At 72.4% G+C, this 23,188-nt stretch carries 19 protein-coding genes and 1 riboswitch; of the genes, 11 read left to right on the top strand and 8 right to left on the bottom strand.

Annotation, left to right across the window (positions count from 1 at the left end):
• Positions 1–16 precede the first annotated feature (16 nt).
• Positions 17–1,321, bottom strand: a complete 1,305-nt coding sequence (locus tag BMY61_RS11620) for a glycosyltransferase 87 family protein (protein WP_083555155.1) — start codon at positions 1,319–1,321, stop codon at positions 17–19.
• Positions 1,311–2,495, bottom strand: a complete 1,185-nt coding sequence (locus BMY61_RS11615; protein ID WP_082015461.1) for an acyltransferase family protein — start codon at positions 2,493–2,495, stop codon at positions 1,311–1,313. The genes BMY61_RS11620 and BMY61_RS11615 overlap by 11 nt, the downstream gene beginning before the upstream one ends.
• 334 nt (positions 2,496–2,829) lie before the next feature.
• Between BMY61_RS11615 and BMY61_RS11610 the strand changes: the two genes are divergently transcribed.
• The 4 genes from BMY61_RS11610 (at position 2,830) to BMY61_RS11595 (ending at position 7,498) form a co-directional block, all read left to right on the top strand.
• Positions 2,830–3,825 carry a glycosyltransferase family 2 protein gene (locus BMY61_RS11610; RefSeq protein WP_042455637.1) on the top strand — a complete coding sequence of 332 codons (996 nt, stop codon included), beginning with the start codon at positions 2,830–2,832 and terminating at the stop codon, positions 3,823–3,825.
• Positions 3,826–3,834: 9 nt separating this feature from the next.
• Entirely contained in the window at positions 3,835–6,240 is a 2,406-nt protein-coding gene (locus BMY61_RS11605) for a hypothetical protein (protein WP_042455639.1), read from the top strand.
• Between the two features lie 107 nt (positions 6,241–6,347).
• On the top strand, positions 6,348–6,863 hold the full coding sequence (locus tag BMY61_RS11600) for a SigE family RNA polymerase sigma factor (RefSeq protein ID WP_042455642.1): 516 nt from the start codon (positions 6,348–6,350) through the stop codon (positions 6,861–6,863).
• Positions 6,863–7,498: a hypothetical protein gene (locus tag BMY61_RS11595; protein ID WP_042455645.1), complete on the top strand. Its 636-nt coding sequence runs from the start codon at positions 6,863–6,865 to the stop codon at positions 7,496–7,498. The genes BMY61_RS11600 and BMY61_RS11595 overlap by 1 nt, the downstream gene beginning before the upstream one ends.
• A gap of 4 nt (positions 7,499–7,502) precedes the next feature.
• Here the strand turns inward: BMY61_RS11595 and BMY61_RS11590 are convergent, their stop codons facing one another.
• Both BMY61_RS11590 and BMY61_RS11585 read right to left on the bottom strand, forming a co-directional pair.
• The gene (locus BMY61_RS11590) at positions 7,503–8,591 is read right to left on the bottom strand and encodes a hypothetical protein (RefSeq protein ID WP_143094291.1); all 1,089 of its coding nucleotides are present in this window, start codon (positions 8,589–8,591) and stop codon (positions 7,503–7,505) included.
• A 256-nt stretch (positions 8,592–8,847) separates the two neighbouring features.
• Positions 8,848–11,649: an AfsR/SARP family transcriptional regulator gene (locus BMY61_RS11585; RefSeq protein ID WP_052439236.1), complete on the bottom strand. Its 2,802-nt coding sequence runs from the start codon at positions 11,647–11,649 to the stop codon at positions 8,848–8,850.
• A gap of 237 nt (positions 11,650–11,886) precedes the next feature.
• Between BMY61_RS11585 and BMY61_RS11580 the strand changes: the two genes are divergently transcribed.
• Positions 11,887–13,068 (top strand): globin domain-containing protein, encoded by a 1,182-nt coding sequence (locus tag BMY61_RS11580; RefSeq protein ID WP_042455649.1) that lies wholly within the window; start codon positions 11,887–11,889, stop codon positions 13,066–13,068.
• 15 nt (positions 13,069–13,083) lie between these two features.
• On the opposite strand, the gene BMY61_RS11575 is transcribed toward BMY61_RS11580, so the two are convergent.
• On the bottom strand, positions 13,084–13,536 hold the full coding sequence (locus tag BMY61_RS11575; protein ID WP_042455651.1) for an RrF2 family transcriptional regulator: 453 nt from the start codon (positions 13,534–13,536) through the stop codon (positions 13,084–13,086).
• A gap of 143 nt (positions 13,537–13,679) precedes the next feature.
• Between BMY61_RS11575 and BMY61_RS11570 the strand changes: the two genes are divergently transcribed.
• Positions 13,680–13,988 carry a GNAT family N-acetyltransferase gene (locus BMY61_RS11570; RefSeq protein WP_042455654.1) on the top strand — a complete coding sequence of 103 codons (309 nt, stop codon included), beginning with the start codon at positions 13,680–13,682 and terminating at the stop codon, positions 13,986–13,988.
• A gap of 35 nt (positions 13,989–14,023) precedes the next feature.
• On the opposite strand, the gene BMY61_RS48345 is transcribed toward BMY61_RS11570, so the two are convergent.
• On the bottom strand, positions 14,024–15,244 hold the full coding sequence (locus tag BMY61_RS48345) for a transglycosylase family protein (protein WP_063773359.1): 1,221 nt from the start codon (positions 15,242–15,244) through the stop codon (positions 14,024–14,026).
• Between the two features lie 4 nt (positions 15,245–15,248).
• A riboswitch (cyclic di-AMP (ydaO/yuaA leader) is annotated at positions 15,249–15,404 on the bottom strand.
• 289 nt (positions 15,405–15,693) lie between these two features.
• Positions 15,694–18,096, bottom strand: a complete 2,403-nt coding sequence (locus BMY61_RS11560; RefSeq protein WP_083555153.1) for a D-alanyl-D-alanine carboxypeptidase — start codon at positions 18,094–18,096, stop codon at positions 15,694–15,696.
• A gap of 252 nt (positions 18,097–18,348) precedes the next feature.
• On the opposite strand from BMY61_RS11560, the gene BMY61_RS11555 reads away from it, so the two are divergent.
• The 3 genes from BMY61_RS11555 to BMY61_RS11545 all read left to right on the top strand — a co-directional run bounded on the left by BMY61_RS11555 (position 18,349) and on the right by BMY61_RS11545 (position 20,540).
• Complete coding sequence (locus BMY61_RS11555; RefSeq protein WP_042455658.1) at positions 18,349–19,068, top strand: GOLPH3/VPS74 family protein; 720 nt, start codon at positions 18,349–18,351, stop codon at positions 19,066–19,068.
• 208 nt (positions 19,069–19,276) lie between these two features.
• Positions 19,277–20,137 (top strand): helix-turn-helix domain-containing protein, encoded by an 861-nt coding sequence (locus BMY61_RS11550; RefSeq protein ID WP_042455661.1) that lies wholly within the window; start codon positions 19,277–19,279, stop codon positions 20,135–20,137.
• Between the two features lie 193 nt (positions 20,138–20,330).
• Entirely contained in the window at positions 20,331–20,540 is a 210-nt protein-coding gene (locus BMY61_RS11545; protein ID WP_143094290.1) for a DUF397 domain-containing protein, read from the top strand.
• Between the two features lie 45 nt (positions 20,541–20,585).
• Here the strand turns inward: BMY61_RS11545 and BMY61_RS11540 are convergent, their stop codons facing one another.
• A complete protein-coding gene (locus BMY61_RS11540) occupies positions 20,586–21,461 on the bottom strand; it encodes a hypothetical protein (RefSeq protein WP_143094289.1) in 876 nt (291 codons plus the stop codon).
• 128 nt (positions 21,462–21,589) lie between these two features.
• On the opposite strand from BMY61_RS11540, the gene BMY61_RS11535 reads away from it, so the two are divergent.
• Positions 21,590–22,279 carry a helix-turn-helix domain-containing protein gene (locus BMY61_RS11535; protein ID WP_042455667.1) on the top strand — a complete coding sequence of 230 codons (690 nt, stop codon included), beginning with the start codon at positions 21,590–21,592 and terminating at the stop codon, positions 22,277–22,279.
• A 112-nt stretch (positions 22,280–22,391) separates the two neighbouring features.
• Positions 22,392–23,177 carry an SDR family oxidoreductase gene (locus BMY61_RS11530; RefSeq protein ID WP_042455670.1) on the top strand — a complete coding sequence of 262 codons (786 nt, stop codon included), beginning with the start codon at positions 22,392–22,394 and terminating at the stop codon, positions 23,175–23,177.
• Positions 23,178–23,188: the final 11 nt, after the last annotated feature.

Genomic DNA, 23,188 nt, shown 5'->3' with positions numbered 1-23,188 from the left:
GATCAGTGTCGGGGGATCAGCGTCGCGGATGCCTTCGGGTGCGCCAGGCATGGAGGGCCAGGCCGGCGAGGAAGGCCACGCCCAGCAGGGTGTACATCTCGCCGAGCGGGATCTGCGACAGGGTCCAGTGGTACTCGAGGTTCTGGTTGTACGGAACCCACCAGATCAGGCCCGACGCGAGCAGGCCGTGGGACGGGTCCTGGCGCGGCCAGGCCGCGAAGAGGAGGAGCAGGGACAGCGGGGCGAGGAGGGCGAGCAGGCGGTTGGTGCGGTCGGCGCGGCGCAGGGCCCAGTCGGTGGCCAGGACCAGGGCGGGGAGGATCCAGACCCAGTGGTGGGACCAGGAGATCGGTGAGGCGAGCAGGCCGACCAGGCCGGCGGTGAAGATCGCGGCCAGCTCCTGGCCACGGCGGCTCAGCCAGGCCGCGAGCAGCAGGCCGCCGAGGCCGACGACGGCTGCGGCCAGCATCCACAGGTGCTGGACCTGGGCGCCACCCCGCAGCGCGCGGTCGATCATGCCGTGCAGCGACTGGTTGCCCAGGTAGTCGACGCCGCCGACGCGGGAGGAGTCCCAGAACAGGCCGCCCCAGTACTGCCCCGACTCGTGCGGGAAGAGCGCGTAGGCGCCGAGGACGGTGACGGCCAGGGTGCCCGTCGAGACCGCGGCGGCCCGCCAGCGGCGGGTCAGCAGCAGGTAGGCGATGAAGATGCCGGGCACCAGCTTGAAGCCGGCGGCCAGGCCCACGCCGACGCCCTTGCCCCGGAAGCGGTCCGGGAGGCAGAGGTCGGCGACGACGGCGAACAGCAGCAGCAGGTTGACCTGGCCGAAACCGAGTGTCTGCTGAACCGGTTCGGTCCACAGCGCGGCGGCGCCCAGCAGCAGCGCGGCGCCGGCCCGTCCGGCGGAGACCGGGTGGCCGAGCCGGCCCCAGGCCAGCCAGGCGGTTGCGAACAGCACCGCCACGGAGGCCGTGGTCATGACGGTGATCAGGTGCGCGAAGGAGAGGTGCGAGGCGACCGCGAAGACGGTCGCCGCGAACGGCGGATAGGTGAACGGCAGCTTCACCCACGTGTAGTTCGCGGTGTAGAGGCGGTGTCCGTGCCGCAGTGCGAGGCCGCCGTCGCGGTAGACCTGCAGGTCGAGCTGGTCGTCGCGGAGGCCGAAGTCGTGGACGTGCTCGTAGGCCACGAACGAGCCGATCGCGCACAGCGCGGCCACCAGGCCCGGCCAGAGCAGCCAGTTGGGCAGCACGTAGCCGGGCGATCTCCGGCCCGCCGGGGTCGGCGCGGCCGACGTGAGGGGGGCTGCCTCAACGGACATCGGACAGCGCCCCGTTCCGGCGGACGGCGGCGAAGGACGAGGCCAGGCCGCGCTTGAGCAGCGGCGCCAACGGCCGTTCCACGAGCCGGTGCAGCACGTAGGCGACGGTCAGCATGACGGCCAGCGTGACGGCGACGGTCGGGTAGGGCGGCAGGTGCCGGCTGAGGCGGGTGATGATCTCGAACCCGATCTCCTGGTGGATCAGGTAGAGCGGGTAGGTCAGCGCCCCGGCGACGGTGAGCCAGCGCCAGTTCATCCAGTTGAAGGCGCCCACGGCCGCCAGCGCGACCAGCGCGAAGGAGAGCGTCACCACGGCCGCGGTGACCTTCCAGGACAGGTGGTAGCCCGCGCCGCCCTCGTTGGTGTGCATCAGGATGGAGATCCTGTTCTGCGCCATCAGCCAGCAGAATCCGACGATGCCCCACAGCAGCAGGTTCTGGCCGAAGCGGTACATCAGGAAGAGCGCGATCCCGGCGATGAAGTACCAGGCGTACTGCGCCTGCACCACGGCGTCGAGCACGGGGAAGTTCACCGAGGCCGAGATCAGCGACAGGAAGCCCCAGATTCCGCAGAAGGCCAGGACGCGGCGGTAGGTGAGCCCGAAGGCCACCACGACGCCGAAGATGATGTAGAAGCGCAGCTCGATCCAGAGGGTCCAGTAGACCGCGTCGATGTCGCTCACACCCATCGGCGCGTGGGCCATCGACAGGTTGGTCAGGACCCGGGTGATCGACGGACGGGTGGGGTCGTTGCCCCACCGGTTGGGCACCAGGTAGAGCACCGCGGAGGTCAGCAGCACCCCGACCCAGTACGCGGGGAAGAGCCGGGTGACCCGGGAGGTCACGAAGTCCCCGACGGAACGGCCCCAGCAGGTCATGCAGATGACGAAGCCGCTGATCAGGAAGAAGAGTTCGACGCCGAGCCAGCCGTAGGCGCCGACCGACTGCCCGAGCGGCATCAGGTGGCCGCTCCTGCCGTGCCAGATCGCCGGCCAGCGCTGGACTCCCATCCAGTGCCAGGACAGCACCGCGAGTGCGGCGACCAGCCGCAGACCGTCCAGGACGTACAGGCGCGGACGGGCCTTCGGGTTCGGCTCCGGCAGACGCCCGACTGGTGCACCCGACTCGGCCCTCGGGTCTGTCGAAGAGGCCTGCGGGGGGATCGTAGTGGTCAAGACGACTCTCGCATCCGGCGATCAGGGAAAGGCGGTACACCCTCCACTAGCCCGGAGACGATAGTCATACAAGACGCGGAAAATCCACCACTTCCGGCCTCTTGGCCGGGCACAGAACGGCAATTTCTGTGGAACATTTGGTGCTGCGGTAAGAATTACATAAGAACCAATCGAACTAATCATCAGGGATCGGTCAAACACTGCGCATTCGCCGCTATTCGTTCACGGAGACAGCGTTTACGCCTGGTACTTTGACGCGCCCTCAGCCCCACGAGCGCCGTTCCCACACGCCCGTGAGGCCGCCCATCTCGGAAACGGAACGGGTCTCAACCTCATGTCCGCTCCAGCCGCGCCACTGCTGTCCGTCGTCATCCCGATCTACAACGAACAGGACGCGCTGCCGCTGACCGTGCAGCGACTGCGACCGATCCTGGACGGGATCGGCGAGACCTACGAGGTCGTCGGCGTGGACGACGGCAGCACGGACGACACGGCCGCGGTGCTCACCCTGCTCCAGTCCCGGTGGCCGCAGCTGCGGGTGGTGCGGCTGCGCCGCAACTCCGGCCACCAGGCCGCGCTCACCGCGGGCCTGCACCGCGCGCTCGGCCAGTACGTGGTCAGCATCGACGCCGACCTGCAGGACCCGCCGGAGAAGATCGTCGAGATGCTGGCCCTGGCCCGCGAGGGCTACGACATCGTCCAGGGCGTCCGCGACGACCGCAGCTCCGACACCTTCTTCAAGCGCAGCACCGCCGGCGCCTACTACTCGCTGATGCACCGTCTGGTCGGCCGCGAGATACCCAAGCACGCGGGCGACTACCGCCTGCTCAGCCGTGCCGCCGTCGACGCGCTCACCTCCCTGCCCGAGGCGCAGCCGGTCTACCGGCTGCTGGTGCCCTGGCTGGGCTTCCGCAGCACCTCGGTGACCTTCCAGCGCGAGGAGCGGGTCGCCGGCAGCACCAAGTACCCGCTGTCCAAGATGGTCCGGCTGGCCGTCGACAGCATCACCAACTTCTCCGCCGCGCCGCTGCGCCTGGCGACCTGGATGGGCCTCGGCAGCTTCGTGCTCGCCTTCTTCCTCGGCGTCTACACCGCGATCGAGCAGGTCCGCGGGGTCACCGTGCCCGGCTGGTCCTCCCTCTTCGTCGCCGTCGTCTTCTTCGGCGCGGTCCAACTGGTCTGCGTCGGACTGCTCGGCGAGTACGTCGGCCGTATCTACTCCGCGGTGCAGGGGCGGCCCGCCTACTTCATCGGCTCCGACTCGGCGGACCTCGCGGACGTCGTGGAGGTCCCCGCCGTCACCGTGTCCGTCCCGGCGCAGGTCGGCTGAGCGGCGACCATGGCCACGCACCAGGCCGAGGCTCCCGCCTCCACGACCGACGCCACCACCGCGCGTGCCCCGCGGCGCCTCGACGCGGTCTCCCGCTGGGCCCCGGCCGGCACGGCCCTCGCGTTCCTCTACGCGGCACTGCTGGCGAGCCACACGGCCCCGCTCGACCTCGCCAAGTACAGCTTCTACGCGGGCTGGGCGGTACTGCTGCCCGGCACACTGGTCTACCGGGCGCTGCAGCGCACCCCGCACACGCTGGTGGAGGACCTCAGCCTGGGTGCGGTGACCGGCCTGGTGCTGGAGCTGGTCGCCTGGGCCGTCTTCACCGGCCCGGGTTGGCAGTCGGCCGCCGTCGCCTGGCCGTTGGCCGTCGTCGTGCCGTTCGCGCTGGTCCCCCGGCTGCGTCGGCACTGGCGGCCGCGCGCCTACGCGGCCACGCCCTCCCGTGGCTGGTCCTGGGCCGTGGCGGGCACGGTGGCGTTCACGACGGCCTACCTCTACCGGGTGTTCCTGGCCGTGAACGCGATCCTCCCCGACCCGGCGGCCGGGGAGAGGAACAAGCAGTTCATCGACCTCTCCTACCTCCTCTCGCTCGCGGGCGACGCCAAGCACCACGTGCCGCTGACCCTCCCCCAGGTCTCCGGCGAACCGCTGGCCTACCACTGGTTCGCCTTCGCCAACATGGCGATGAGCAGCAGCATCGGGCACATCGACCTGCCGGTCGTGGAGCTGCGGCTGATGGCGCCGGCCTTCGCCGCACTCACCATGACCGTCATCGCCGTCGTGGCGTGGCGGCTCAGCGGCAGGCCCTGGGCCGGGCCGGTGGCGGGGCTGCTCTTCTTCGCCGTCGGCGAGTTCAACGCGGTGGGCCCGGGCTCCTACCCGTTCGGCTCACCCGAGGTGTCGGTGATGGTGTGGGCGAGCCTGTCGTTCACCTACTGCCAGCCGCTGCTCCTCGCGCTCGTGGTGGCGATCGGCGACGGACTGGCCGGCGAGGGATTGGCCGGCGAAGGGCGGGCCGGCGAAGGGCGGGCCGGCAGCCGGCGGGCGGCGGTGCCGCGCTACGGCCGGGCGGGCCGCTACGCCCTGGTGGCCCTGTTCGCCCTCGCCTCGAGCGCCGCCAAGGCCACCTCCCTGCCGGTCACGCTCGGCGCGCTGGCCCTGGTCGGCCTGGTGCTGCTGGTGCGGGACCGCCGCATCCCGTGGGACGTGGTCGGGACGGGCGCGGTCGTGGCCGCGGCCCAGCTGCTCGCCACCGCCGTGATCTTCGACTTCCAGAGCTACGGCCTGGCGGTCGAGCCCCTGTCCAACCTCAGCGGCTACTGGGCCGACCCGCACCACCTGCGGTCGGCCACCGGTCAGGCCGTGGTCGTGGCCGGGGTGTGCCTGGCCTTCCTCCTCCAGTCGCAGCTGCGCGTCGCGGGCGCGCTGCCGCTGCTGTGGCGCGGGAAGCTGCGCATGGAGCCGGTCCAGTGGCTGCTCCTGGGCGGCGCGGTCGTCGGCCCGGCCGCCTTCCTCGCGCTGAACGGCTGGAACGCCAGTTACTTCACCCACGCCGGACTGGCCTTCGGAGTACTGGCCTCGGCCTGGGGCTACTGCGAGGCGTTCGACCGCGCCGCGTTCTCGCGCACCGCCAAGGTCGCGCTCGCGACCGTGTCCGTGGCCGGGGTCGCGCTGCTGACCGTGCTGCTGGACTCCGGAGCGCACCGCTGGCAGCTGGTCACCGAGGACCTGCTCGCGGGCAACCACGAGCAGCACAGCTACAGCCCGCTGCTCCCGTTGCTGGGCGCGGCCGCGGCACTCGCCGTCGTCGCCGTGGTGGTCGGCCTGTTCTGGCGACCGGCCTCGCGCCGCCTCCCCGGGTTCGCCGGGCTGCGCCGACGCGGCGGAGTCGTCCTGCTGACCGGCGCGCTGCTGGCCGGGGCGCCGACGCTGCTGCTCGACATGGCCCACCCGACGGCGGGCCTCACCTCCTTCGGCGCCTACCCGCTGCCCGCCTCCCGGGTGGACGCGGCCCGCTGGATCCGGGACCACAGCTCCCCCGACGACGTCCTGGCCACCAACTCCCACTGCGTGACCCACGACGACTTCGCCCACCCGCAGGCTTCCTGCACGACCATGGAGTCGTTCTGGCTCAGCGGGTACTCGGAGCGCTCGGTGCTCGTCGAGGGCTGGGCCTTCGCCCCCCGCGTCCAGGGCTCGACCGACACGGCCTTCTGGGACCCGGCTCTCCTCGCCCTCAACGACGCGGCGGTCACCGACCCGACCGCCACGCTGCTGCAGCGCCTGCACACCCGGTACCACGTGCGCTTCGTCGTCGTCGACCGCCGCATCGGCCACGAGTCGCCGGCCCTGGCGACCCTCGCGACACTCGTCTACGACAACGGCCGCATGGCGGTCTACCGCATCGGCTGAGAATTCTTCGCGACCGGGGCAACCTTCCGGACCCGCGTCCGTGTTGAACAGGTGATGCGGACCACCGCACGACAGCACCCACGCGGACACGGGCGAGGACGGTGACAGTGGACGGGCCGACGGGCTTCAGCGACTACGTCGCCCAGCAGCGGGGAGCCCTGGTGCGGCTGGCCTACCTGCTGGCCGCGGACCGGGATGCCGCGGAGGATCTGGTGCAGACCGCGCTCGTCCGCGTCTGGCCCCGGTGGGAGCGGGTGAGCCAGGGCACGAATCCGCACGCGTACGTGCGCAAGGTCCTGCTCTCGGTGTTCCTGAACGCGCGGCGCCGTTGGTCGGTCCGGGAAGTGCTGCACCCGGGCCTGGAGCTCGAGGACACCCGGAACGCGTACGGGCACGTCGACGAGGCCGACCTGATGATGCGCTACCTGCGGCAGCTGCCGCGTCGCCAGCGCGCCGTCATCGTGCTGCGGTACTACGCGGACCTGAGCGAGGCCGACATCGCCGAGGTCCTGGGGTGCAGCCCGGGGACGGTCAAGAGCCAGTCCGCCAAGGCCCTCGTGAAGCTCCGCGCCCTGCTGTCCGTCGGTACCCAGCTGTCCCGACAGGTCGAGGGAGGCCGTTGATGTCGAAGGAAGAGGAACTGCTCAGGCGCGGTCTGACCGCGGCCGCGAGCCGTGCGGCCGCACCGCCGGACCTGTTCGACAAGGTGGCCGGGGCTCGGACCAGGGCCAGGCGGAACCGCACCCGGCTGGCCGTCGCGGGCGGGACGCTGGCCGTCGCCGCCGTCGCCACGGTCACCGCGGTCGCCACGCTCGGCGGCTCCGGTACCACCCAGGTGACCACCGCGGCCGCGGGCCTCACCGCCTCCTGCCCGGCGACACCGGCCGACCCGCAGCACGCACTGTTCAACGCCTGGCGGGGTCCGACGCGCGTCGACCCCGCCCCGCGGCGGGTCCTGGTCTGCAGTTACGTCCCGCACACCACGAATCCGCTGACCTGGCGCCTTGCTGCGTCGACCGAGCTGACCGGCCCGCGGGCGGCGACCGTGGCGGGGCGGTTCAACAGCGCGCCGACCGCCGACCCGCGGCAGCGTTGCCTGAGTGCCGGCCACGAGGAACTGTGGTTCTTCATGACCGGCACGTCGACGACCGCGGAGGTCCGGGCCCAGATCGGCGGGTGCGGCTACGCCGACGACGGCACGCACGCCGTCTCGTGGCGCTACCCGGACCCGCTCACCGAGGGCTCGGCGGCCTCCTGAGCCGTCACGACAACTGGCTCACCGGCCCGAGCTGCGCCAGCGCGGCGGACCCGATGTTGCTGATGCCCCAGTCGGTGATCCGACCGGTGGCCGGGTCCACGAGGATGGTGAGCGTGTTGCTGGTGGGCAGCGCCCCGGCCTTGCGCTGCTTCATGGACCGGACCGGGCTGAAGTCCCCGTTGAGCTGGATCACCTCGACGGCCTGGTCGCCCTGGACGCGGTCGCCCCCGAGCAGGGCCTTGATGGCCTGCTGGCGCGTGCTGCGGGTCGTCCGCGCGGACCCGAGGTGGGAACCGTGGGCGCGGGTCGCGACGCCCTGGACGATCTGCGCCAGGACACGGGCGCGCTGGGCGGCGTCGGCCGGGAGCGCGTGCGCCGCGGGCGCCGCGAGCGGGGCCGCGCCACCGCCGCAGCCGGTGCTGGCGTAGAGGTTGCTCCCCGAGGCGGAGGTGCCGACCCAGCCGGAGTTGGTGTTCCAGACGTTGGGGCTCGCCCAGCTCCAGCTGGACCCGACGCGGTACTGGAAGTTGTCGGCCCAGCCCTGGAGGGTGGCCGCCGTCGTCGTCGACTCGAACCCCGCGTTGGCGTACAGGCCGCCGGAGCCGTTGCCGGCCGAGGTGCCGACCAGCGACCCGCCCAGGTAGACGTTGTCGTTGTCGTTCCCCGCGTAGTACACGCTGACGTTGGTCGAGGTGCCGACCGAGGCGTTGCGGATGTAGTGCTCGTTGTAGGTGCCGTTCGGCCGCATGTCCGCCCAGTACCACAGGAAGCCCTGGTAGCCGCCCTGCAGCGAGCCGGCCGTCATGCCCTCCTCGGTCCAGGTGTCGTAGCTGACCTGGGGGGTGTCGGTGGCGAACCACATCTCCCAGTCGTCGAAGTCGGTCGAACGGTTCGCCACGCTCAGGCAGTTCACGTCGAGGTCCACCCCGGCGGCGTTCGGGTGGCTGCCGTTCCCCTCGAGCTGGTTCTCCGCGTAACAGTGCCCGTTGGACGTCGCGGACGTGCAGTTGCTCGCCTGCGCGCTGCCCGCCACCCCGACCACGGGGACGGCCGCCAGCATGGCTGCGAGCGCGAGAGTCTTCCTGAACTTCACAGTTCCCCCTACGAAGCTTCGAAGATTTCAAGCGGGAGCAGTCGACCATGCGCGATCACGCCCAGCAAGGGGGTTCAGGCTTCCAAAACCAGACAGGGAACCATAGTTGACGAGACGTCAAATCAACTCATGTGCGGACATGCCAAGGGGCTCGCGCCCCGGTTTGGCACCGGATGACCCGTCGGGCGGACCGTCCGACAATGGCTTGAAGCCGTGCCCTCGACGGCGCTCGGCGGCGGGCGTCGGCGGTGGGCGTTCAGCGGTGGGCGGTCAGGTCCGCGAGCTTGGCCTCCAGGACCGCCGCCAGGGGGTTGTCACGGCCGGTCAGGGCGGTGAGGGCCTCGGTCCAGACGGCGTGGGCGGCAGCGGGTCGGCCACCGGTCGCGTGGAGGTCGCCGAGCCGGTCGAGGGTGGCGGCCTGGCCGTCGAGGTCACGCAGGCCGGCGCGGAGCGTGGCCGCCTGGCGGAAGGCGAGGGCGGCCTCGGTGGTGCGGCCGAGGCGCTGCCGGGTCTGGGCCAGGCTGTCCAGGACGCCGGCCTCGACGTAGGGGATCGGGTCCGGGGAGGACTGCAGGATCGCCAGGGCGGCGTCGTAGCAGTCCGCCGCCTCCTCGTAGCGCTCCAGGGCGTGGAAGGCGAAGCCGCGGTTGTTGAGCGTGGCCGCGTGCAGGCCGGGCTTGTCGGCCATCCGCCCGTCGGCGACGGCCAGGCCGTGCCAGTGCGCGGCCTCCTCGTAGCGCTTGAGGTGGTGCATGACCAGGCCGACGTGGGACATGGTCGAGGTGTGCGCGGTGCGGTCGCCCGAGAGCTCCGCCTGCGCCAGGGCCTCGCGGGCGCGGCGCTCGGCCAGCACCAGGTCGCCGAAGCCGATGTAGGAGATGCTGAGGCCGAGCAGCATCCACGCCTGGCCGAGGGCATCGCCCAGGCGTCGCGCGGAGGCCAGGCCGACCAGGTTGACCGAGCGGATGGACTGCCAGTTGCCGCTCTGCACCGCGAAGATGTGCATCGCCATGGCCAACCGCCAGGTGACCGGCGTCGGTTCGCCCTGGGCGCTGAGCAGCACCGCCTCGGTGAGGTTGGCGCGCTCGTCCTGGTACCAGGTCAGGGCCGTGGCACGGTCGGTGAAGCCGGGCAGGCCGCCGGGGCAGGGGCCGGTCTCGGGGCGGCACAACAGGGTGCGTTCGCGCTGGAGCAGCTTGGCCGCGTGGTCGGTCGCGTGCGCGTACCAGGCGGCCAGGCGTGCCGCGGCCGGGGTGCGCTCGGCGGCGAAGAACTCGCGGGCGCACTCCTCGGCGTAGACGCGGACCAGGTCGTGGTACGAGTACCGCTCCTCGCCCCGCGCCTCGACCAGGTGGGTGCGGGCGAGCGCCTCCAGCAGGCGGCGCGCCCCGGCGAGCGGCACCTGCAGCATCGCGGCGGCCGAGTCGGGCGTCACGTCCGGACCGCTCCACGCGCTGAGCAGGGCGAACGCGCGGGCCTCGGCCGGGTCGAGGGCGTCGTAGCCGACCGCGAAGCAGCCGCGCACCGCGCGGTCCTCGACACGCAGCTCGTCCAGGCGGTGGTCCTGTCCGCGCAGCCGGGCGGCCAGGGTCGCGACCTTCCAGCCGGGCTGGCAGGCGAGGCGACTGGCGGCGATGCGGATCGCCAGCGGCAGCCCGGCGCACAGGCGCAGCACCTCGGCGACCGCCTCCGGCTCGGCGGCGACGAGCGCCGGCTCGACGATCCGCCCGAACAGCCGGGCCGCCTCCTCCTCCGCCAGGACGCCGACGGTGAAGCGCCGTGCGCCGTCCAGGCCGGGGAGGGTGCTACGGCTGGTGACGAGGACCGCGCAGCCGCCGGAGGCGGGCAGCAGCGGGCGGACCTGCGCGGCGTCGCGGGCGTTGTCGAGCAGCACCAGGATCCGGCGGCCGGCCAGGGTGCTCTGGTAGAGCGACTCGCGCTCCTCCACGTCCTGGGGGATGCGCTGCTGCGGCACGCCGAGGCCGCGCAGGAAGCGGGCCAGGACCTCGCCCGGCTCGGCCGGGGCGCCGCCGAAGCCGCGCAGGTCGACCTGGAGCTGCCCGTCGGGGAAGCGCTCGGCGGCCTGGTGGGCGACGTGCAGCGCCAGCGAGGTCTTGCCGGCGCCCCCGGCGCCGGCGAGGACCGCGACGGTGGCCGCGCCGCCGCGCTCGTCGCGGTCGGCCAGTGCCTCGCGCAGCCGCGCGACGAGCACCTGTCGGCCGGTGAAGTCCCGCAATGCGGGCCGCAGCTGACGTGGGATCACCGCGTCGGCCACCGGGACGGCACGCGGCGCGGGCACTCTGGCGAGCGCCGGATCACCGTCGAGGACGCCTTGGTGGGCGGCCTGCAGCGCGGGCGAGGGGTCGACGCCGAGCTCGTCGGCGAGCAGGCGCCGCACCCGGTGGTAGACCTCCAGCGCCTCGCCGCGCCGGCCGCAGCGGTACAGGGCGAGCAGGCGCAGCTCCGCGACCCGCTCGTCGAGCGGGTGCTCGGCGTGGAACGCCGCGAGTTCCTCGACGACGTCCTGGTGGCGGCCGAGGGCGAGTTCGCCGTCGAGGCACTGCTTGTGGACGGCGACGCGCAGTGCGTCCAGCCGGGCCGCCTCGGTGCCGAGGGCGTCGCCGGCCAGCCCGGCGAGGGCCGGTCCACGCCAGCAGGCAAGAGCGCGGCGCAGGGCGGGGACGGCGCGCGCGGGATCACCCACGGCCTGCCGGGCCTGGTCCCGGGCCTGCTCGAAGGCGAGCAGGTCGAGCCGGTCCGGCGGGAGTTCCAGCAGGTAGCCGCCGGGCCGGGTGGCGACCAGGCCGGGGGCGGCGGCGAGGGCACGGCGCAGCCCGGAGACGGCGTCCTGCACCTGGCGCACGGCGGTGGTGGGACCGCCGTCGTCCCACATCGCGTCGACCAGTCGGTCCAGCGGGACGGTGCGGCCGGCGTCGAGCAGCAGGGCCGCGAGCACCTTGGCGACCCGGGGGCCGCCGAGCATCACCTCACGACCGTCGACCTCCACGAACAGGGGCCCGAGGACGCCCGCCCGGACGTCCGGCTGTCTCGTGCCCACTGGTGTCCGCAGCTCCCCATGTCGTGTCGGTGCCGTGTCGGCCAGGACGAACCTAGGACGGATCTAGGACCGGTGTCCATATCGTCAAGGGCGCAGGCCTGAGCCGGGTGGAACGGGGGATCACCCAGCTCAGGCCTTTCACCCCCGCTTAAATATGCATTCTCGGTGCATGTTAGCTTGGGCCGGTCGGGGTTGGTCGGACCTGCACCAACCCACCGCACCCACCAGGAGCCAGGCATGCTCTCCGAGAAGTCGACCCCCGTCGTCCGCACCACCCTGCCCGCCGTGGGCGCGGCCATCGGCGACATCACCGAGCTCTTCTACGCGAAGCTGTTCGAGGCCCACCCGGAGCTGCTGCGCGACCTCTTCAACCGCGGCAACCAGGCCGCCGGCACCCAGCGCCAGGCCCTGGCCGGCTCGATCGCCGCGTTCGCCACCCACCTGCTGGAGCACCCCGACACCCGGCCCGACGCGATGCTGCGCCGTATCGCCCACAAGCACGCCTCCCTCGGCGTCGCCCCCGCCCAGTACGACGTCGTCCACCGGCACCTGTTCGCGGCGATCGTCGAGGTGCTCGGCGACGCGGTCACCCCCGAGGTCGCCGCCGCCTGGGACGAGGTCTACTGGCTGATGGCGAACGCGCTGATCGCGCTCGAGGAGGGCCTCTACGCCGAGCAGGGCTGCCTGGCCGGCGGCACCTGGCGCGACTGGGAGGTCGTCGACCGCACCGAGGAGACCGGCGACGTCACCTCCTTCCTGCTGCGCCCGGTCGGCGAGGGTGCCCGGCCGCTGCCGTTCCGCGCCGGGCAGTACGTCTCCGTCCAGGTCGAGCTCGCCGACGGCGCCCGCCAGATCCGCCAGTACAGCCTGGTCGGCGCGACCGACGCCGTCGTGCGCCAGATCGGCGTCAAGCGCGAGCCCGGCGGCGAGGTCTCCAACCACCTGCACGACCACGTGGGGATCGGCGACACCCTGCGTGTCTCCGCCCCCTTCGGCGACCTGGTGCCGACCGGGGACCTCGCGGACCGCCCCGTGCTGCTCGCCTCTGCCGGGATCGGCGTCACCCCGATGCTGTCGCTGCTGCACGAGCTGGCCGGCCGCGACCACCAGCGGCCGGTGCTGGTCGTCCACGGCGACCGCTCCCCCGCCCACCACGCGCTGCGCGCCGAGCAGACCGCGCTCGTCGGCAAGCTCGCCGACGGCACCGCCACGTACTTCTACGAGCAGCAGGCCACCGCCACGGACCGGACCGGCCTGGTCGACCTCGACGACACCGAGGTGCCCGCGGGCACCGTCGCCTACCTGTGCGGCCCGCTGCCCTTCATGCGCGCGGTCCGCGCCCAGCTGCTGGCCAAGGGCGTGCCCGCCGCCGACATCCACTACGAGGTCTTCGGCCCCGACCTGTGGATCGCCGGCTGACCACCGGGCCGCGCGTCAACCCGCGTCGCCGGGCCGCTTGCTGATCGCCAGCAACAGCGGCCCGGTCGGCGCTGCGACGACGTCCGTCACCGAGACGCCGTCGAGCGAGGCGTAGAACGCCTCCTGCGCCTGCCGCAGCGCACCGCGCAGCCGGCAGGCCGCGTTGAGCGGGCAGGACTCCTCGTCACCCACGCAGGCGGCCAGGTCGCCCGTGCCCTCGAAGGTGCGCACCACCGCACCCACCGACGCCGCACGGCCGGCCACCGTCAGCTCGAGCCCGCCGCCACGCCCGCGCCGGGCCTCCACCAGCCCGAGATGCTGGAGCCGGGCGACGACCTTGGCCATGTGCGTGTACGCCGCCCCGAGCGCCGCGGCGACCTCCCGTGTCGTCGGCGCCGTCCCGCCGGACTCCACCGCGAGCCGCATCAGCAGCCGCAGGGCCAGGTCGGTGGACTTCATCAGGTGCATGACTCGAGCCTACTGGGGGCACGTCGAAAACTGGCATCCACGATGCGTCTTCACTTCGGGCGCCGGTCGCGGGCGTGTCCGTTCGCACGAGCACCACTCACATGAACGAGACTGCTGGGAGGCCAGACGAGGAGGCGACGGGCATGAGCACGAGCGAGGCGGAGGTCACGGTCGCCGACGCGCCGCAGGCGCACCGGTTCGAGGCGCGGATCGAGGGCGAGCTGGTCGGCTTCGCCTCCTACGTCCGCGACGGGGAGCGGGTGGTGTACCAGCACACGGTCGTCGGCCCGGCCTACGAGGGCCTCGGCATCGGCGGCCTCCTGGCCAGGGCCGCCGTCGAGGACGGCATCGGGCGCGGGATCCGGGTCGAGGTGACCTGCCCCTTCATCACGGCCTGGCTGACACGACACCCGGAGTACCAGGACAAGGTGTCCGGCACTCCGGGTGTGTGAGAACGGACGTCACCCGACGTCACCCGGGGACTGCGTCAGCCGATGCGGCCGGCGAAGTCCGGGGTGTAGTTGGAGATGGTCTCCCACTTGACGCCCGCGCTCGGGTTGGCGGCCTCGACGAAGCGACCGCCACCGACGTAGAGCGCGACGTGGTAGGTGCCCGCGGCGCTGCCGTCGTTGGACCAGAACAGCAGGTCGCCCGGCTGGACCTGGTCCACGGAGATGCGGGTGACGCTCGACGCCATCTCCTCGCTGGTGCGCGGCAGGGAGACGCCCGCCTGGGCGTACGCGGCCTGGACCAGGCCGGAGCAGTCCCAGCTGTTCGGGCCGGTGCCGCCGTAGACGTAGGAGTCACCCACGTGCGCCTCGGCGAAGGAGATCGCCGTCTGCGCCGCGGAGGAGGAGGCCTGCGGGGCGGAGGTGGTGGCCGAGGCGTTGGTCGCCGTGGTCGTGGTGGAGGTGGTCGCCGCGGAGGAGTCCGAGGAGGACGCGTCCGAGCTGGTGCCCTGCGCCGAGGAGGCGCTGCCGCCGAGCGTCAGCTTCTGACCCGGGAAGATCAGGTTCGGACCCTGCGTCAGGGTGCCCTTGTTCAGCTGGTAGAGGCGCTGCCAGCCGCCGGAGACGTTCTCCTTGTGGGCGATGGTGGAGAGCCAGTCGCCGGACTGCACGGTGTACGTGCCGGACGCCTTGGACGCCGACGGCGCCGAGGAGGCGGCCGGGGCCGAGGCGGTGGAGTCCGAGCTCTCGCTGTCGTCGGAGGAGCTGCTCGACGCGCTGCTCGACGAGGACGACGAGGAGGCCGAGGACGAGGCGGACGAGGACGAGGACGCGGCGGAGCCGGAGGTGTTCAGGGACGGAGCGGCGCCGCCCTGGGACAGACCGGCCTGCGGGCCACAGACGGGCCAGGCGCTGGGGCCCTGGTTGGCCAGGACCTTCTCGGCCGTGGCGATCTGCTGGTCCTTGGTGGCGAGGTCGGCGCGGGAGGCGTACTGCTGGCCGCCGTAGGAGTCCCAGGTGGACTGGTCGAACTGCAGGCCGCCGTAGTAGCCGTTGCCGGTGTTGATCGACCAGTCGCCGGAGGACTCGCACTGGGCGACGGCGTCCCAGGTGGAGACGGTGGCGGCGTGCGCGCCGGTCGCGGTGACCAGCGGGAGGGCCATGCCGGCGCCGGTCAGGCCGACGGTGGCGACGAGGCGCTTGGAGATACGGCGGGCGTTGCTGGGCGCGCGGTGGCGACCCGTGCTGCTGGACAGCATGAGGTGGTCCTCTCCCACGCCTGCGAGGTGAGCTGTCGGGTTCGGGCCGGAGTCGCCCGGCCGTGCTGTGGCACGGCTTCACCCCAAGCCGCGGACGAGACGTCCGCGGCGACTTACCTGGGTCCCCCGCTCCTGCCGTGGTGTGCGTCGGGTGACGTCTGACGATTCCCCGGCGGCAGGACTCGGCGTTCCGGAGATGTCAGTTCCGCTTAAGTGCGGCTGGCCGTGACGGTAGGCAGATCGGCCCCTAAACCTCAAGCCAGCGGGCGGGCTTTGAGAGGTCCATCACGTCACTGTCACAGGATTCACAGAACCGCCCTCCCCATTTGCCCGTTTTGTCGCCACGGGTTGCCAGGGTTCCTATGGCTATGTCCGTTTGATGCACCTTCGGCAGGACGTAAAAAGCGCGCCCCCTCCGCGGAGGGGGCGCGCTCCCGACTGACGGCCGGTCAGGCCAGGCGGGTCAGCTTGGCCCCGAAACCGGGCGCCGCGAGATCCGACTGCAGCGCGACCGGGATCGTCTGCGCGCTCGCCCCGCTGCCGACCACCAGCTCGCCGACGACCGTGCCGGCCGCCGCCGCGTGCGAAATCCCCTTGCCTCCCACGGGCCGCAGCGAGACGCCGACGGACAGGCCGCTCCAGCCCGTCACCTGGACGTCCTCGGTCGCCACCACCGGCGTCCTGCCACCCAGCCCGTCGTCGACGTAGCCGACCACGTCGCCCTTGTGCGCGATCGTGTGGCCCTGCAGCGCGCTCTCCGCGCTGAGGATCAGCTTCTTGCTGTTGGCCAGGGCCTGGTCGAGGATGCCCTGCCCGGGACCCGAGCCGACGGCCGGCTGGCTCAGCGTCACACCGATGATCAGCTGCGGCACGCCGCCCACGTTCTGCTCGGCCGCCCAGACCAGGTTGCCCAGCGCCGCCGTGCTGCTGCCGGTCTTGATGCCGATCACGCCGTTCTTGCCGACGAGCGTGTTGGTGTTCGCCGTCAGCCCGTTCAGCGGCGAGTCGAACTGCTGGGTGCCCACGACCTCCCGGAAGACCGGGTCCGCCATCGCCGCGGCCTCCAGCTTCAGCTGGTCCGCGGCGGTGCTGCGGGTCGTCGCGTCCAGACCGCTCGGGTCGGTGTACGTCGACTGCGTCATGCCCAGCTGCGCGGCCGTGGCCTGCATCTTCTGCACGAACGCGGCATCCGTCCCGGCATCCCAGCGCCCGAGCAGCCGGGCCACGTTGTTGGCCGAGGGCAGCAGCAGCATCTGCAGCGCCTGGTACTCGGACAGCTTCTCGCCCAGCGCGACCTTCTGCACCGACTCACCGGCCGGCTTGCCGGTGTTGTAGTCGTTGACGGCGCCCTGGTCGACGGTGATCGTCGGCCCCGGCTCGCCCTTCTTCAGCGGGTGGTCGCGCAGCACGATGTACGCGGTCATCATCTTGGTGACACTCGCCAGCGGCACCGGGTTGCCGCTGCCGCTCTGCCCCATCAGCCCGAGGCCCGGCACGGCAACGGCCGCCTGCCCCTTGACCGGCCAGTCCAGTGCGAGCGTCCCGCCCTGGAACGAGTAGCCCGTCGCCGCGGACTGCGCCAGCTTCGGCGACGGCAGCGGCCGCACCAGCTGCACGGTGCCGAGGATCAGCACGAGCAGCACCAGAAGCGTCCCCCACAGCCGAACGCGCCGCAGCGCGACCCGCATCGGCGTCATCGGCCTGGCGCTGAGCCCCGCCAGCACCTCCATCGCCTCGACGGTGGTCTCCGGCGAGTCCGCGACGGCCGTCGCCCCCACCGGCAGCCCCCGCGCGGGCGCACCCGCGGGCGCCCCGGCCACGGGCCGCGGCGGTGCGGGCGGCGGCGGAATCGGCGGCAGCACGGACATCGCCCGCGTCTCCGCGTCCGCGAACCCGCCACCACCCCGGGGCGCGCGGTCCGGCGCGGGGGTGGGGGTGGGCCCGGGGGTGGGCTCGGGCTCGTCGGTGGCTTCGGGCTCGTCGCCCTCAGCCGCGACCGCTGCGGACTGCGCGGACTCCGCGACCTCCTCGGTCTCCTCGACGGCCTCGGGCTCCTCCGGCTCCCCGGCAGCGTCGGCCTCGGGCTCGGTCTCGGTCTCGGTCTCGGTCTCGGCCGGCTCCCCGGCGGCGTCGGCCTCGGCGTCTGCCTCGGGCTCGGGCTCGGCCGACTCCCCGGCGGCGTCTGCCGGGCCGGGCTCAGGCTCGGCGGACGCCGGCACGCGCGGATCCGGCTTGGCGACCGACTCAGGCTCGGAGCGCACGCCCGACTCCACGTCGGCGTCAGCCTCCGGCTCCGACTCCGGCTCGGCGCCCGGCTCCTCGGCCGTGTCCGTCGCCGCGTCGGACGCCTGGGCGTCCGCAGCAGGCACAAGCACACGCGTCGCGCCGACGTCGCCCGCAGAGTCCTCCCCCGGCTCCTCCTCGGCCGCCTCGGCCTTCCCCGCCGCCACGGCGGGCTCGAGCACGCGCAGCACCCGCGTCGCGCCCTCGTCGGCCGCGGAGTCCTCCTTTGACTGCTCCTCGGCCCTCGCCGCCGCTGCGGCAGGCGCGGGCGCGCGCAGCACGCGCGTCGCGCTCTCGACCGGGGACTCGGCCTCCGCCCCGGTCCCGTCCGCCGTCTCCGTCGACTCCGCCGCCGCGTCCTCGGCCTCGGCCCCCGCCTCCGCCGCCTCCCGCTCGCGCGGGCGCAGGGTGCGGGTGGGCGAGTCCGTCGGGCCTGCGGGCTCGGCGGGCTCGACCGGATCCGCCGGATCGACCGCATCGGTCGGTTCGGCCGCCTCCACCGGCGTGCGTTCCGCCTCCTGCTTCTCCGCTCCCGCGGTCCGGATCGACCTGTCGGGGGACTCACCCACGTAACCCAGCCTCCTCAAGCCAGCACTTGCTCGTGCACCAGTCTCCTGCACCCGCGCGGACAACCTGTGCTCGCCAGGCCGCTGACCGGCCCCGTCTTGGCGCGACCACCCGCCGCGCCCACGTTTGTACGGGACGTGACACCCCCTACGGACGGTTCCGAAAGATCACGGCGAGGTGTCACATTCGAGGCCCTCTGGACGGCAGGGTGTGAGAGGCGTCACTCTGTTGTGCATCCACGCGGGGAGGCTTGGATGGGCAGGAGCCGCAGAACAATTCCCGAGGAGCTGCTGTTGCTCGCTCTGGACCCGGCCACGGGTACCACCGCGCAGCCTCAGACGCTCGATCTCGGACTGGCCGGAGCACAGCTCGTCGAGCTGGCCATGGCCGGACGCATCGTCCCGGACGGGGACCGGATCACTGTGGTGAATCCGCGACCGACCGGCGACCCGACCCTCGATCACGCGCTCGAACTGCTGCGCAGACGTGGCAGTGCGGTGCGCGCCGTACAGTGGATCGGCGGCCCGAGACTCGGGCTGCGCCAGACCTATCTCGCACACCTGGAGCGGTGCGAGATGGTGAAGGCCGTGCCGGGACAGGTGTGCGGAGTGTTGCCGACGACGCGGTACCAGGCGTCGGACGACTGCACGAACAGCGCCATCAAGGAACGCCTCGACACGGCGATCCGGACCGGGGTGCCCCCGGACCCGCGCACCGCCGCGCTCGCCGCCCTGGCCCACGCGGTCGGGCTGGGCAAGCACCTCTACCCGGGCAACGAGGGACGGTCCTGTAGGTCACGCCTGCGCGACCTGATCCGTTACGACCCCCTCGGCGGCATGGTCGCGCACGCGGTCATGGACGTGCAGAACGGCATGCCGACCGCGCAGGTGCGCACGGGCGCCCGCCCGGCACCGGCCCGGCCGGCGGCGCGTCCCGCCGTGGTCACCGGGATGGTCCGCGCGGGCATCAGGTAGCGACACGAGCGGAAGCGGCGGCGAACCACCCTTCGCCGTCGCTTCCTCGCGTCCTAGCCCGTCGCAAGGGCGCGGTTGTGGGCGCAGAATCGTTCCTCCTCGGAGCCGATTCGTCAAGATGCGGGCCGATTGCGCCACATGAGGGCGTGTCGGGATGGCATCCTGGCTGGCTATAGGGGCGTGCCAGACAACCTGCCCAGGAGTGACCGTGTCGACCGCCAGCGTCAACCCCACCGTCCGCCGTCGCCGGCTCGGCGCCGAGCTCCGTCGGCTGCGCGAGCAGAAAGGCCTGACCGCGGAGGAGGTCGCGCAGCAGCTGCTGGTCTCCCAGTCGAAGATCAGCCGCCTGGAGAACGGGCGGCGCAGCATCAGCCAGCGCGACGTCCGCGACCTGTGCGAGGTGTACGGGGTCACCGATCCGGCGATGATCGAGGGCCTGATGACGATGGCCCGCGAGTCGCGCCAGCGCGGCTGGTGGCACGCCTTCGGCGACGTCCCGTACAGCGTCTACATCGGCCTGGAGGCCGAGGCGGTGGCGATCCGCACCTACGAGTCGCTGTTCATCCCGGGCCTGCTGCAGACCCGTGAGTATGCGCACGCCGTGGTCGCGGGTATCCAGCCGGAGGCGCAGCCGACACAGATCGAGAAGCGCACGGATGTCCGCATGGTCCGTCAGGACCTGCTGCGCAAGGGCGACGAGCCGCTGCGCCTGTGGGCCGTGGTGGACGAGGCGGCGCTGCACCGGGTCGTGGGCAGCGCCCAGACGATGCGGGCCCAGTTGGAGTTCCTCATCGAGACCAGTCTGCTGCCGCACGTGACCGTGCAGGTGCTGCCGTTCGAGGTCGGCGCCCACCCGGGGATGACCGCCAACTTCTCCATCCTGGAGTACCAGGACCAGTCCGACGCCACGGTGGTCTACCTGGAGGGCGTCACGAGCGACCTGTACCTGGAGAAGGAGTCGGACGTCCGCGCCTACGCCAACCTCTACGAGCACCTGCGCGCCCAGGCGCTCGGCCCGGAGCAGACGCGCGAACTCGTCGACAAGGTCGCCAAACGGCACACCCATTGACGCCGATCGGACAGGTGGGCGCGGAAGCATACAGCACCGCACGACGTACTCGGGGGACTGATCGCCAATTCCTGTCCTACGAGTGAACACGACAGGCCCCCAGTTCCCAGTGAGCGGACCGGGTGGGCAGACTGACACCCGTAATCGCGATCAGCGGATCGTCGCCCCACCCTTCTGGGAACTGGAGATGGAAATGATCACTGAGGACCACCGCGACGGCGCGCTCGACTGGCGCAAGTCCAGCTACTCCGGTGCCAACGCCTGCGTCGAGGTCGCCCGTCCCGACGGCGCCGTCTTCGTCCGCGATTCCAAGGACCTGGCCGGTCCCTCGCTCGGCTTCTCGAAGGAGGCCTGGCAGTCGTTCCTGGCCGAGGTCGCCACCGGTTCACTCGACCTGGCCTGAGGACGGTGCCCGGAGGGGGTGGCTACGCCCCTCCGGGCATCAACGTCAGCGCAGCTCGTCCACGTAGGCGTCGGTCCCCGGCAGGGTCGGCAGGAACGGCGCCACCAGCTCCACCCGCGCCCCCGGCACCGCTCCGGCCACCTCCCCGTCCAGGCCGGTGAAGGCGTCCCAACAGGTGCGCGGGTCCTGCTGCAGGAACCAGAGCAGGGTCAACCGGGTGTCCGTCCCTTCGACGGGCTTCACGTAGGACATCCGGTCCACCGGCAGCGGCAGCGGCTCGAAGACGGTGCACATCGCGGCCGGAGAGCCTGTCCGGAGCCGGGACGGCAGGTGCCGGTCCATGAGCCAGTCGGTCAACTGCGCGCGCTGCTCGGCCGTCTCGGTGTCGATGACCTCCAGCACCAGCCCCTGGTAAGGGTGGTCGAGCGCGTGGATGTCGCGCGGGCCGGCCGCGCCGTCGCGGTAGTACGTGCTCACGTGCTGCTGGAAGGCGGTGAAGACGTGGGTGCGGTCGCGGTAGACGCGGCCGTCCCGGTTGAGCCGCTTGTTGATCTGCACGGTCCAGCGCATGTGCGCGTCGTGCCGGCCCCGGGTGACCCAGTAGACCGACAGGTAGCACCCGGCGGTGACCGGCAGGTCCGCCACCTGGGTCACCGCTGACTTCTCCGGGTAGCGCAGCAGTTGCAGCTCGCGGGTGGCCACGAAGCGCCGCCCGGCGAACATCCAGGGCATGGCCATGGCACCGGCGTAGAAGTGGTCGTCCTCGTACCAACGGTTGTACGCGTACTCATGGCCGGGCAGGGGCTCGACCATGGTGATCAGGGCGCTGCCGATGGCGACGCCGTAGGGGCCGCGTGCGGCCAGCTCGGTGTACTGCTGCAGATCGTCCGCCTGCGCCACGTGCTCGGTGTGCTCCGTCATGGAGCTGACGGTAAGTCAGATCAGGGCAACTGCCCATAGGAAGCTCCAGACCATCGCCCACCCCCCGGCATCCGCCTTGTGTGTTCGTTGCCTGGGCCCGCCCGCCTTGTCCGCTTAGTCTCCGCTTCATGCCGAGACGCAGCCAGGCCTCCCCCGCCGCCCCGGTGCCCTTCGAGCCGACCGCGGCGCGCGCCGTGCGCGCCGAGCTCGGCCTGAGCCCCGCCATGGTCGCCCGCGCCCTCGGGGACTCCTACGCCCTGCCCGTGCCGCCCTCCCTCGTCATCTCCTGGGAGGTCGGCGCCGCCCATCCCACCGAGCGGGAGCTGATCGCCCTGGCGCGGGTGCTCTGGTGCCTGCCGGGGCGGCTGATGGGCGGCCGCGCCGTCTCGCTGCGGGACCACCGCCTCGCCCTCGACCTCCCCCGGGACGAGGTGGCCCGGCGGCTCCGGATCACCCGGCGCGACTACGCCCGCATGGAGGAGCGCTGGGACGGCGACCGGCTGCAGACCCGCGAGCTCGCCCAGGTCCTGCAGCTCTCGCCACGCACCCTGATCCGCGCCTGCGACCGCGAGCAGCGCCTCGACGAGCTGCTGCTGCGCGCGACGGACGGCCGCTGGCAGGCCCAGGTGCGCCCGGTGCACGAGCTGATCCCCGTCCTCTCCGAGGAGTGGATCTCCCACGCGCTGCAGGCCCTCTCGGCCGAACGATCCACCTCCAGCGCCCTGTGGGGCGGCCCGGCGACACAGCCCGCCGAGGAGATCCCGCAGGAGGAACCGGCCGAGCGCTTCTGGACGCTGGTCGAACCGGCCACCACCTGAACCGGACCACTCGAACGGGTCGCACGGACGGGCCTCACAACCTCTGGCACCCTCCGCCCGGACGCCCTACTCTGACGCATCGTCAGATCTGTTCGCCTCCGGGAGGATCGCCATGCTGCTCGAAGGACGCACCGTCGTGGTCTCCGGTGTCGGGCCGGGTCTCGGTCAGCGGGTCGCGCTGGCCGCGGCCCGCGACGGCGCCAACGTCGTGCTCGGCGCCCGCACCCAGGAGAACCTGGTCAAGGCCGCCGAGCAGATCGAGGCCACCCACCCCGGCGCCACCGCCTGGCTCCGCACCGACATCGCCGACGCCGCCCGCTGCGACGCCCTCGCCGCCCTCGCGGTGGAGCGCTTCGGCCGGATCGACGCGGTGATCCACGTCGCCGCCATGGACCAGTCCTTCGGCGGGCTCGCCGACGCCGACTTCGACGAGTGGCGCCGGGTCCTCGACGTCAACCTGATCGGCACGCTGCAGCTGACGCGCTCCTGCCTCCCCGCACTGCGCGAACGCGGCGGCTCCGTGGTGATCGTCGGTACCCAGTCGTCCGTGGCGGCGCCCACCCAGGTCCGGCAGGCCGCCTACGCGGCCTCCAAGGGCGCGCTGACCAGTGCCATGTACAGTCTGGCCCGCGAGCTCGGGCCGGACCGGATCCGGGTCAACACCGTCCAGCCGGGCTGGATGTGGGGCCCGATGGTCGAGGCCTACGTCACCTGGACCGCGGCGACCGAGAACATCCCGCAGGAGGACATCGCCAAGCGTCTGGCCGAGCGGATGGCCCTGCCCGAGCTCGCCACCGACGGCGACGTGGCCGAGGCCGCGATCTTCCTCGCGTCCGAGCGGGCCCGCGCCATCACCGGCCAATGCCTCCTCGTCAACGCCGGTGAGGTCATGCGCTGACTGACCTATCG

It is taken from the genome of Streptacidiphilus jiangxiensis (assembly GCF_900109465.1).
Taxonomy (GTDB): Bacteria; Actinomycetota; Actinomycetes; order Streptomycetales; family Streptomycetaceae; genus Streptacidiphilus; species Streptacidiphilus jiangxiensis.
This window is presented reverse-complemented; position numbering and strand designations above follow the sequence as displayed.